Annotated in this window: 8 protein-coding genes; 5 read left to right on the top strand and 3 right to left on the bottom strand. The window is 68.8% G+C overall.

Annotated elements, in window-relative coordinates; translation table 11 throughout:
• Nucleotides 1–3: 3 nt before the first annotated feature.
• Together ACYVGY_RS11940 and ACYVGY_RS11935 are read right to left on the bottom strand one after the other, a co-directional pair.
• Nucleotides 4–534 (bottom strand): phage tail protein, encoded by a 531-nt coding sequence (locus ACYVGY_RS11940; RefSeq protein ID WP_460457714.1) that lies wholly within the window; start codon nucleotides 532–534, stop codon nucleotides 4–6.
• A gap of 72 nt (nucleotides 535–606) precedes the next feature.
• The gene (locus ACYVGY_RS11935; RefSeq protein WP_460457713.1) at nucleotides 607–1,137 is read right to left on the bottom strand and encodes a phage tail protein; all 531 of its coding nucleotides are present in this window, start codon (nucleotides 1,135–1,137) and stop codon (nucleotides 607–609) included.
• Nucleotides 1,138–1,412: 275 nt separating this feature from the next.
• On the opposite strand from ACYVGY_RS11935, the gene ACYVGY_RS11930 reads away from it, so the two are divergent.
• The 5 genes from ACYVGY_RS11930 to ACYVGY_RS11910 all read left to right on the top strand — a co-directional run bounded on the left by ACYVGY_RS11930 (nucleotide 1,413) and on the right by ACYVGY_RS11910 (nucleotide 11,115).
• On the top strand, nucleotides 1,413–7,811 hold the full coding sequence (locus tag ACYVGY_RS11930; protein ID WP_460457712.1) for a putative Ig domain-containing protein: 6,399 nt from the start codon (nucleotides 1,413–1,415) through the stop codon (nucleotides 7,809–7,811).
• 181 nt (nucleotides 7,812–7,992) lie between these two features.
• Entirely contained in the window at nucleotides 7,993–9,879 is a 1,887-nt protein-coding gene (locus tag ACYVGY_RS11925; protein ID WP_460457711.1) for an MFS transporter, read from the top strand.
• Between the two features lie 169 nt (nucleotides 9,880–10,048).
• Entirely contained in the window at nucleotides 10,049–10,324 is a 276-nt protein-coding gene (locus ACYVGY_RS11920) for a CD225/dispanin family protein (protein WP_460457749.1), read from the top strand.
• A gap of 139 nt (nucleotides 10,325–10,463) precedes the next feature.
• Complete coding sequence (locus ACYVGY_RS11915; RefSeq protein ID WP_460457748.1) at nucleotides 10,464–10,700, top strand: CD225/dispanin family protein; 237 nt, start codon at nucleotides 10,464–10,466, stop codon at nucleotides 10,698–10,700.
• On the top strand, nucleotides 10,684–11,115 hold the full coding sequence (locus ACYVGY_RS11910) for a DUF2752 domain-containing protein (RefSeq protein WP_460457710.1): 432 nt from the start codon (nucleotides 10,684–10,686) through the stop codon (nucleotides 11,113–11,115). The genes ACYVGY_RS11915 and ACYVGY_RS11910 overlap by 17 nt, the downstream gene beginning before the upstream one ends.
• A gap of 22 nt (nucleotides 11,116–11,137) precedes the next feature.
• On the opposite strand, the gene ACYVGY_RS11905 is transcribed toward ACYVGY_RS11910, so the two are convergent.
• On the bottom strand, nucleotides 11,138–12,019 hold the full coding sequence (locus tag ACYVGY_RS11905; protein ID WP_460457709.1) for a hypothetical protein: 882 nt from the start codon (nucleotides 12,017–12,019) through the stop codon (nucleotides 11,138–11,140).
• Between the last annotated feature and the right edge of the window lie 14 nt (nucleotides 12,020–12,033).

Raw genomic sequence — 12,033 nt, 5'->3', positions numbered from 1 at the left:
CGATCAGGACCGCGTCGGGAAGATGCCGAACAGCGAGATGCAGTAGGTCGCGGTCAGCGTGGGCATGCAGTTTTCGTGGGGCTGGCTGCCGCCCGCCGGACTGGTAGCCGCAGGGCCCTGGGTGAACGCACGGCCGCCGGCCAGGTCGGTGACGTACTGGGTTTGGTCCGACACGGCGCCGGGGACCACGGTGTTGCCCGGCGTGCCGGAAGTCGCGGCCTGCGTGGTGGCGACGACGGTATGGGAATGCGCCGGCATATTCGCGGCGAGCACCGTGACCGCTTCGCTGCCTCCGCTCTGCCCGATAACGCGGTTGCTCAGGCCAGGCCCTTGGAACTGGTGCACCGGCACGCGGCCGCGCAGGTCCGGCACCGCGAACGTGGTCTGGCCGTTTCCGCCGTAGATCGTTCCAATCAGGGCAAAGAGCACTTCGTGCTCGGCAATCGACAGCAGGCTACCGTTGCACTCCTGCCAGCCGTTGGGGGCGAAATTGTAGGGGAAGAGGCGAATCTCACCGACGTAGGGCTGGCTCATGGCAGGGTGCTCCGGGAATCATGGCTTGGGTCGCGCGGCCAGCAGGGGCCGCCGCGGGTCCGGGCTGGGGCGTCAGTTCCGGGACGGGAAAAGGCCCTGCAGGAAGATGCAGAAATTCGAGGTCAGGTAGGGCTGCATGTTGGCGTGGGACTGGCTGCCGCCGACTGGTGCCACGGTAGTGGGATTCAGGGGCACCAAGCCGCTGCTGGCGGGGCCATGCAGGGGCAAGGATGCGCTGGCGTAGTAGCCGTTGCCGGGGTTGCGGGTGGTGCCCGCATCGCTGGTCGCGTTCACGCTGTGGCCGTGCGCGGGCAGGTTGCTGCTGAGAAGGGTCACCGACTCAAGGCCGCCCGACTGGCCAATCTGGACGGAGGGCGGTTGCCAGCCGGGGTCCACTGACGACGCAAATCCGATCGGCGTGCGCCCGCGCAGATCGGGCAGCGCGAAATTGGTGGTGCCGTTGCCGCCGTACTGGGTGCCCAGCAGCGAAAAAAGCGCTTGGTTCTGGTTGATGGGCAGCAACTGCCCGTTGCAGTGCGCCGAAAAACGGGGCGCGAAGTCGAAGCCGGCCATCATGATCTGGCCGATGAACTTGCTGCTCATTGCCGCTTCCCCCTGAAATGCGTACTGCATGCAGGGAGCGCTCATCCGGACCGCCCCCCGACCCCGACGGTCACTGTGCCGCCACCACATCGTCAATACAAGCCCGCACGTGCGCAAGGAATGCGAACACCAGCCCAAATGCGAACTTGTCAGGTTGGCTTGGCCACTTGCGTTGAGCTAACGTGGCCGGGTGCAGCCACGGGCCCGATGGACCCTTGGCGCGGCCGGACAGTCCAAGGTCCGGACAGACAAACGTCGCCAAAGGGGAAATCGAGATGCTGCCCAAATCCACCGCCCGCGTGGGTCTCACGCGTCTTTTCGTCATGGGCTGGCTGCTTCTGGCCGGCCTGGCCTGGTCTTCCCTGGCGACGGCGCAGCACACCTCCACGCTGTGCCCACCCCAGGTGGGCACGGTGGCAAACGGTGGCTCGGTGGTCATCGACGTCACCGACTGCAATGACTTCTTCGGCCCAGGCGTCGGCGCCGTGCAGTTCCCGCCTGCCAATGGCACCGCAACGCTGAGCGAACTGTTCACGCCGCCCAGCACCTACGAAATCTTCGTCACGTATACCCATAACGGCTCGGCCACCACGACCGATTCCTTCGGGTTCCAGGACGAATATGGCGACCGCGTGCAGGTCAGCATGACGATCAGCCCGGCGACCTCGGCCATCGTGGTGTCCCCTGCCAGCATCTCGCCGCAGGTTGGCGTAGCCTTCAGCACCACGCTGACGTCTGCCGGCGGCACCGCGCCCTACACGTACAGCCTCGAGAGTGGCTCACTGCCCGCCGGGCTAAGCCTGAGCTCGGGCGGCCTCCTCTCCGGAACGCCGACCCAGCGCGCGCCCTTCAGCTTCACCGTCCGCTCGCAGGACTCGCTCGGCGACTTCGTCCTCAAGACCTACAGCGGTACCATCGCCAGCCCGGCGATCTCGGCTACGCCGACCTCAACCGCCCTGGTGCAGGGCACCGCGTCGGGCCTGCAGTACGTCGGGACCGGCGGCATCGGCCCTTACACCTTCTCGGTCAACAGCGGAACGGTACCCACCGGCACCGCACTGCAGGCCAACGGCGCGCTGACCGGCACTCCTTCGGCGACCGGCACGTTCAACTTTGATCTGGTGGTGAACGACAGCACCACCGACCCCACCTGCCCGGGCTGTGACTTCTTCGCCGTGGTGCCGGTAACGATCAATGTCACCCCGCCGCCCAGCGTCAGCATCGCAGTCGCCCCCGCCTCCGTCAGCGAGGACGGCGCGACGAACCTGGTCTACACGCTCACTCGAAGCCTCAACCTCGGCTCGCCGACGGTGGTCAACCTGACCACTACCGGCACGGCGACCGCCGGCAGCGACTACACCGGCAATGTCGCCACCGTCAGCATCCCGGCGGGCGCCACCACGGCCACGGTGACCATCGACCCCACCGCGGACGCCACCGTCGAAGCCAATGAAACCGTCATCCTGACCGTCGCCACAGGCGCCGGTTACATCGTCGGCGCGCCCGCGTCGGCGACCGGCACGATCCTAAACGACGACATCTCCAGCGCGACGATCGCCGTGGCGCCGGCTTCGGTCAGCGAGGACGGCGCGGCCAACCTCGTCTATACCGTCACGCTCGACCAGGCGGCCCTGGCCGCAACCTCGGTCAACTTCACCGTCGCGGGCACCGCCACCTCCGGCGTTGATTACGCGGCCGTGACGTCTCCGCTGGTGATCGCCGCCGGCAACCTCAGCGGCACCATCACGGTCAACCCGACCGCCGATGCCACCATCGAAGCCGACGAGACCGTGATCCTGACGCTCGCGGCCGGCGCCGGCTACACCGTGGGTGCACCAGCCAGCGCCACCGGCACAATCCTCAACGACGACCTTCCGAACCTGACGATCAACGACGTCACGGCCAACGAAGGCAATGCCGGCACCACCAACTTCACGTTCACCGTCAGCCTGAGCGCACCGGCGGGCCCGGGCGGCGTGAGCTTCGACATCGGCACCGCCAACGGCACCGCCACGGCGGGCGTGGACTACGTCGCCAACAGCCTCACCGGCCAGACCATCGCGGCGGGCGCAAGCACCTACACCTTCACCGTGCTGGTTAACGGCGACGCGCTCAACGAGCCGAACGAGTCGTTCTTCGTCAACGTCACCAATGTGACCGGCGCGGTCGTGACCGACGGCCAGGGCCTCGGCACCATCACCAACGATGATGCGCTGCCGTCGCTGGCGATCGACGACGTCACCGTGGCTGAAGGCAATGTCGGCAGCACCAGTGCGGTATTCACCGTGACGCTCGGCGCCGCCAGCGGCCAGACCGTGTCGGTGAACTACGCCACCGCCGACGGCACCGCGACCCAGCCGGCCGATTACACCAGCACCAGCGGCACGCTGACCTTCACCCCCGGCCAGACCACCCGGACGGTTACCGTGCAGGTGATCGGCGACACCGTGCCCGAGGCCAACGAAACCTACTTCGTCAATCTCAGCGGCGCGACCAACGCCACCATCGCCGACAACCAGGGCCTGGGCACGATCACCAATGACGACGTGCCGGTGACGGTCACCCCGGCCACCGTGCCCGCTGGCACCGTCGCGACGGCGTACAGCCAGACGCTAGCGGCCAGCGGCGGTGCCGCGCCCTATTCCTTCGCCCTCGCGGCGGGTGCGTTGCCGGGCGGGCTGACCCTGTCGGCCGGTGGCACGCTGTCCGGCACCCCCACGGCCGGCGGCACCTTCAACTTCACCGCCACCGCCACTGACAGCAGCCCGTTCCCGGGCCCGTTCTCGGGTAGCCGCGCCTACTCACTGGTGATCAACGCGCCGACCATCAGCCTGCCGGCCACCCCGCTCGCGGGCGGCACCCTGGGCTCGGCGTATTCGGCGGCGATCACGCCGGCCTCGGCCGGCACCGCGCCTTACGCCTATGCGCTTACCGCCGGCGCGCTGCCGGGTGGCCTGACGCTCAACCCCGCCACCGGCGCCATCACCGGCACGCCGTCGGCGCTGGGCTCCTTCAACTTCAGCGTCACCGCCACCGATAGCAGCACCGGGTCCGGTCCGTACGCGGCGACGCAGGCCTATGCGATCACGGTCATCAACGTTCCGCCGGTCGCCAACGCAGTTTCAGTGTCGGTGCCGTTCAACGCGGCGGCCACCAACGTCGCGCTCAACATCACCGGCGGCGCGGCGACCTCGGTCGCCATCGGCACCGCGGCGACCAACGGCACCGCGATTGCCACCGGCACCAGCATCACCTACCAGCCGAACGCCGGTTACTCGGGTGCCGACAGCTTCACCTACACGGCCACCAACAGCGGCGGCACGTCGGCACCTGCCACGGTGTCCGTGACCGTGACCGACCCGGTGATCAGCATCACCAACGGCAATCCGCTTACCGGCACGGTCGCCGTGGCCTACACCCAGACCTTCAGCTTCAACGGCGGCACCGCGTCGTGGTCGAGCTACCAGGTCACCAACCTGCCGGCCGGCGTGTCGCTCACCGGCTTCTCGGCCAACACGGTCACTGTGTCCGGTACGCCGACCCAGGCAGGCGCCTTCGCGCTCAACGTCTCGGCTACCGACAGCAGCACCGGCAACGGTCCGTTCACCATCGGCCAGGTGTTCAACCTGAGCATCGGCGCACCGGTGCTGACGATGACGCCGGCTCCGGGCACGCTCAACGCGCCGTACGCAGTCGCCTACTCGCAGGCCTTCAGCGCCGGCGGCGGCACGGGTCCCTACACGTATGCGATCACCGGCGCGCTGCCGGCGGGCGTGAGCTTCAGCGGCGGCACGCTCTCGGGCACGCCGACCGCGCCGGGCAGCTACCCGATCACCATCACCGCCACCGATACCGGCAGCACCGGCACCGGCGCGCCGTTCACGATCGCGCAGAACTACACACTGGAAGTCCCGGCGCCGCTGATCGCGGTGGCTCCCTCGACCCTGCCGAGCCCGGTCGCGGGCGCCGCCTACAGCCAGGCCATCACCGCCTCCGGCGGCGTGGCGCCCTACGGCTTCGCGGTCACCGCCGGCAGCCTGCCCAACGGCCTGACGCTGTCGGGCGCTGGTTCGCTCAGCGGCACCGCGACCCAGGTCGGCGCCTTCAACTTCACCATCACCGCCACCGACGCCAACGGCCAGACCGGTAGCCGCGCCTACAGTTTCAACGTGGCGGCCCCGGTGCTGACGATGACGCCGGCCCCGGGCACGCTGACCGCCCCTTACGGCGCGGCCTACTCGCAGACCTTCACCGCCGGCGGTAGCCCCGGTCCGTACAGCTACGCCCTCACCGGTGCGCTGCCGGCGGGCGTGAGCTTCAGCGGCGGCACGCTCTCGGGCACGCCGACGGTGCCGGGCAGCTTCCCGATCACGGTCACCGCCACCGACACCGGTCTTACCGGTGCCGGCGCGCCGTTCTCGATCGCGCAGAACTACACGCTCAACGTGCCGGCCCCGACCATCGTCGTGAACCCGGCCACGCTGGCCAATGGCACCGCGGGACAGGCCTATACGGCCAGCCTGTCGGCCACTGGCGCGGTGGCGCCCTACAGCTTCGCGGTCACCGCTGGCGCCCTGCCCCCGGGCATGACGCTGTCGGCCGGTGGCGCGCTGTCCGGCACGCCGACCAGCAGCGGCAGCTTCAATTTGACCGTCACCGGCACCGACGCCAACGGCCAGACCGGCGCCCGCGCCTACGCCCTGGTCATCGACGTCCCGGTGCTGGTGATCACGCCGGCCACCCTGCCGGCGGGCATCGTCGGCGTCGGCTACAGCCAGCCCATCAGCGCCAGTGGCGGCGTCGCGCCGTACAGCTTCGCGCTTAGCGCCGGCGCACTGCCTGGCGGCCTGACGCTCGCAGCCAACGGCACGCTCTCGGGCACGCCAACCACCCAGGGCAACTTCGCGTTCACGGTTACCGCCACCGACAGCACCGGCGGCACCGCGGCGACGGCCGCGCAGGCCTACAGCGTTGAGATCGTGTTTGCCCCGCCGGTGGCGGTGGATGACACGGCCACGGTGCTGGCGGGTGCGACGGTGAGCATTCCGGTCACCGCCAACGACACCAGCGCGGCGCCGATCACTTCGATCGCGATCGTCTCGCCGCCGGCTTCGGGCACCGCCACGGTGTCCGGCCTGGACGTGAGCTACACCGCCGCGACCCTGTCGCCGGCCAGCGTCACCTTCACCTACACGGCCACGGGCCCGGGCGGCACCTCGGCCCCGGCTACGGTCACGGTGACGGTGAACCCGCTGCCGATCGCGACCAACTTCGACGTCACCACCACCCCGGCCACGCCGGTGTCGGTGACGCTGACGGCGGGTGCAACCGGCGGTCCGTTCACCGGCGCCGACGTGGTGTCGGTGAGCCCGGCGGCTTCGGGCACGGCAACCATCGCGGCTTCGGGCGGCAACTACGTACTGACCTTCACTCCGGACGCGGCCTTCAGCGGTGTGGTCGTGGTGGAGTTCACGCTCGACAATGCCTTCGCCACCTCGGCGGTCGGCACCGTCACCATCACCGTCGAGCAGCGCCCGGATCCGTCGCAGGACGCCGAAGTGCAGGGCATGCTAGACGCCCAGGTTGAAGCGACCCGCCGCTTCGCTACCGCCCAGATCGGCAACTTCCAGCAGCGCCTCGAGCGCCTGCATCGCGGCGGCGGCGGCAACGACGGCGTCGACAACTCGCTCGGCTTCTCGGTGCGCCCGCAGTGCATCGAGTCGGTGGTTACCGACTGGATGGATCCGTGCAGCGACACCCTGGGCGCGAACGGCGACGGCCGCGGCCCGGCCGGCAACGCGGCGGCCGGCGATGGCCGACGCTCCGGCGGCGGCCGCGACTCGGCGCTCAATGCCTGGGTCGGCGGCATGATCCGCTCGGGCAGCCAGGACGGCCGCAACGGCGGCGCCGACGTGTCCTTCGAAACCGACGGCGCCAGCGCCGGCATGGACTACCGGGTGAACCCGACGCTGGCCATCGGTGCCGGCATCGGCTACGGCCGCGACGACAACGAAGTCGGTGCGAACGGCAGCCGGGTCAAGGGTGATGCGACCACGCTGGCGACCTATGCCAGCTACCACCCGGGCGAGCGCTTCTACCTGGATGGTCTGCTCGGCTTCCAGCGCATCGCGTTCGACCTGCGCCGCTACGTCACTCCGACCGATGCCTTCGTCTACGGCCAGCGCGACGGTGACCAGTGGTTCGCGTCGGTCTCGACCGGTGCCGACATCCGCCAGGGTGCCGTGACCTGGAACCCGTACCTGCGCCTTGACGTGGCCCGCGCCACGCTCGACGGCTACACCGAAACCGGCGATGCGGTCTACGCCCTGCGCTTCGGCGCGATGGACGTCGACACCACCACCGGCAACCTCGGCCTGCGCGTCGACAGTGCGCATACGATGACCTGGGGCGTATTCTCGCCGATGTTCCGCGTCGAGTACCAGCACGACTTCAACGGCCGCGCCAACGCCAGCGTCCAGTACGCCGACCTGGTCGGTGGCCCGGCCTACCCGCTGACCGGCACCGCGTTCGACAACAATCGCTGGATCCTGGGTCTGGGCGCGCGCTTCGACCTCGAAAGCGACTGGTCCTTCGGCCTGGAGTACCGCGGTCAGGTCGGCAGCGACGGCGAGCGCGACAATGGCCTGCTGCTGAACATCCAGAAGAACTACTGATCCATCGCAGCACCCCGAACGGCCCCTCCCTCGCGGGAGGGGCCGTTTTCTTTTGCCGCCCCTGTAGGAGGGCCTTCAGGCCCGAAGCTCTTCGCCAAAAAGCTTCGGGCCTGAAGGCCCTCCTACAAAGAGGTTGGTTTTGGGGTGGTCTGGTAGGCTGCGCGCAGACCCCGGGGGATCCATGGCCCACAACCAGTTTGAACTGCTCAAGCAGCGCCGCTTCCTGCCCTATTTCGTGACCCAATCGCTGGGCGCCTTCAACGACAACGTGTATCGCCAGGCGATCATCGGGCTGCTGTTTTACCTTGGCATCGACCTCGAGCAGCGAACGCTCTACACCGGCCTGGCGCCTGCGGTGTTCATCCTTCCCTACTTCCTTTTCTCCGGCCTGGCCGGACAGGTCGCCGAGAAGCTGGAGAAGTCGAAGCTGGTCCGGATCACCACGATGATGGAGATCGGCATCATGTCGATCGCTGGCATCGGCTTCATGCTCGAGAATCTGCCGATCCTGCTGGTGGCGCTGTTCCTGACCGGCCTGCAGTCCACGCTGTTCGGACCGGTGAAGTATTCGATCCTGCCCAGCGTGCTCAAGCCCGAGGAGCTGACCGGCGGCAACGGCCTGGTGGAGATGGGCACTTCGATGTCCATCCTGCTGGGGATGATCACCGGCGGCCTGGTCTTCGTCGTCGCCGGCGAACATGGCCCGGAGGCCGCGGCCTTGCTCATCGTTGCGCTCGCGATCACCGGCAACCTGGTCAGCCGCGCCATCCCGCGGGTCGAGGCCTCGGCGCCGGACCTGAAGATCAACTGGAACCCAATTCCCGAATCACTCAAGGCCCTGCGCCTGACCCGGCGCACGCCGGCCGTGCGCAACGCGGTGCTGGGCGTGTCCTGGTTCTGGTTCGTCGGCACGGTGCTGACCGCGCAGCTGCCGACCTACGCCGAACTGCACCTGGGCGGCGGCAACACCCTATACCTGTTCTGCTTCGTGCTGTTCTCGGTCGGCACCGGCGTCGGGTCACTTCTTTGCGAGAAGCTGTCGCGGCGCACGGTCGAGATCGGGCTGGTGCCGTTGGGCGCGTTCGGCATGACCGCCTTCTGCGTGGACCTGTACCTGGCGCGCCCGGGCATGGCGATCGCGGCGGGCATGGATGTCGGCGCCTTCATCGATGCCCCGGGCAGCTGGCGGATCATGGCCGACCTGACCCTGATCGGCCTGTTCGCCGGCCTCTACATCGTGCCGCTGTTCGCGCTGGTGCAGAGCCGCACGCCCAAGGGCGAACTGTCGCGCGTGATCGCCGGCCTCAACATCCAGAACGCCTTCTTCATCGTGATGGCCGCGGGCATCGGCATCGCGGTGCAGCGCTACCTGGGCTGGTCGATCCCGGAGGTCTTCCTGGCCCTGGGCATCGCCAACGCGCTGGTGGCGATCCTGATCTTCTCGATCGTGCCGGAGTTCTTCCTGCGCTTCATCGCCTGGATGTACGTGACGCTGTTCTACCGCGTCACCATCAAAGGCGTGGAAGACCACGTGCCGGACGAAGGCGCTGCGCTGCTGGTCTGCAACCACGTCAGCTACATGGACCCGGTGCTGATCAGCGCCGCCGTGCCGCGGCCGATCCGCTTCGTCATGTACTACAAGATCTTCCGCGTGCCGGCGATGAATTGGGTATTCCGCGCCTACCGCGCGATCCCGATCGCGGGTTCGAAGGAAGATCCCGAGGTGATGGAAGCGGCGTTCGAGGAGATCCGCGCCGCGCTCGATGCCGGCGAGCTGGTCTGCATCTTCCCCGAGGGCGCGCTGACCAAGGACGGCGAGATCGCGCCCTTCCGCGGCGGCGTCGAACGCATCCTGGCCACGCATCCGGTGCCAGTGGTGCCGATGGCGCTCACCGGCCTGTGGGACAGCATGTGGAGCAAGCGCGATTCGCGCCTGGGCCGCCTGCGGGTGCCGCGACGCCTGCGCGCCGCTGTCGGCGTCATTGCCATGCCGGCCGTGCCGGGCGAGATCGCCACGGCCGCGTCGCTGGAAGCCCAGGTGCGCGCGCTGCGCGGCGACACGCCCTGAGACGCACCATTGACCGCAGACACACGCACCCGATAGGGTCACGCCATTGATCGGCCGGCACGAATTTCCGGCCCAGGGGACCAGCATGTACTGCCAGAACTGCGGCCAGAGCAATCCGGCCGATGCCGTCCAATGCACGGCCTGCGGCGTTACCTTGGCGATCGCCGTGGTGCCAGCGCCGGCCGAACGGCCCTATGTTCCCAACCACCTGATCTGGGCCATCCTGGCCACCCTGTTCTGCTGCCTGCCGGGCGGCATCGTCGCGATCGTCTACGCCGCGCGCGTGGACAGCAAGGTCGCCGCGGGCGATATCGCCGGCGCGCGCAGCGACTCGGCGAACGCCAAGCTCTGGTCCCTGATCTCGATCGGCATCCCCGCTGCGTTCGGCGTGCTGTGGCTGTTCTTTGTTATTTTCGCCGGCCTGATGGGCGCCATCAGCGGCTGATTCCCAGGAGATTTACATGTATTGCCAGAACTGCGGTCAAAGCAACCCGGCGGAAGCCGTCCAGTGTTCGGCCTGCGGCGTCACGCTCGCCGTCGCCGCCCCGCCGCCGCCGGCGCCGCGCGCGCAAGTCCCCAACCACTTGGTCTGGGCCATCCTGGCCACGCTGTTTTGCTGCCTGCCGGGCGGCATCGTCGCGATCGTCTACGCCGCGCGCGTGGACGGCAAGCTGAGTGCCGGCGACGTGCAGGGCGCCATCAGTGATTCCAACAACGCCAAGCTCTGGAGCTGGATTTCGTTCGGCGTGGGCATGGTGGTGATCGTGCTTTGGGTCGCGCTCGCCGTCGTCGGCGCGATGGCGGATGCCGGCAACTACTGACCGGCGCGCATCGCAGGCCCGGCGCTGGCTGGCGCTGGGCCTGTCCGCCGCTGCCTTGGGCACCGCGGCCGTCTTGCTTCGTTTCGACCCCACGGCACCGGGTAGCCCACTGCCGCCCTGCCCGTTTCACTGGGCCACGGGCCTGTTCTGCCCGGGCTGCGGCAGCACCCGCACCCTGCATGCGCTGCTGCACGGGGATGTCGCCACGGCGATGGCGATGAATCCGCTGCTGGTGCTCAGCCTTCCGCTGGTCGCGCTGCTGTTGGCGCAGCAGCTGGGCTGGACGCGCGCGACGTGGCAGCCTGCGCTCGATCGCATCGGCGATGCCCGCGTCTGGGCGGTGCTGCTGATCGGCTACGGCGTACTTCGCAATCTGCCCTGGCTGCCTTTCACCAGCCTGGCGCCGGGCGTCTGAGACGCCGCCGTAAGCAGCTGACTCAGGTCGCCCAGCCGGCCAGCACGAACAGGGCCAGCAGGCCCAGCCACAGCAGCAGGATCCGCCAGACCAGGCTCATCGCATCGCGCAGCTCCAGCAGGTCCGGCGCCTGCGCCGGGCCATCGACCGCGTAGGCGTCTTCTTCGGCGAGCTCGCTGGCGACGCTGGCGCGCGCGGCGGCATCCAGGAAACCCAGATCCAGGCGCACGCCCTTGGCATGCCAGTCGCGCCAGGCGCTGAGCACGCGGTCGAAGTCGGCGGCCAGCGCCAGTGCGAAGGTCATCAGCTGCGCCACCGGCCAGTTCAGCACCGCCAGCGTCGTGCGCGCGATGCCGCGCTGGGAGGCGGGCAGGCTGCGGCGCGCCTCGCCCTGGGCGCACAGCGAAATCATCCGGTAGCCCAGGGCGCCCACCGCACCCGCCACCAGGAACCAGAACAACACGCCGAACCAGCGCCAAAGCGCGCAGCGAAACACCGCCGCGACCAGGGTCGGGCCTTCGACCACCGGCTCGCCGCCGTCAGGAAACAGCGCCGTGGCGGCGGCGCGCCGCGCCTCGGGACCGCGGGCGTCGATCACCGCCTCCACGTCCAGGCTCAGGTCGCGCGGGCCCCAGGTGTAGACCAGCGCCAGCAAAGAGAAGAAGAAGGCGGGCAGGCCGTACCAGAGGTCATCGATCAGATACTGCACCGCGCCCACCACCAGCAAGGGCAGGCCCACCGCCAGCAACAGGCCCAAGCGGCTGGGCCACTCGTCGCCGCTGGTCTGCCGGCCCAGCCAATGCAGCCAGCCGACGAAAATATCGTAGCGGCGCAGCAACGGCAGCGACGGCACCAGGTGGCCGAGCAGCAGGGAGACAACGGCGGCGATCAGTGCGGCGGACATTCCCGGATTCTAGC

The sequence above is a fragment of the Arenimonas alkanexedens genome, assembly GCF_054781355.1.
Note: the sequence above shows the minus strand (reverse complement) of the source record. Positions and strands in the feature narration are given on the sequence as shown.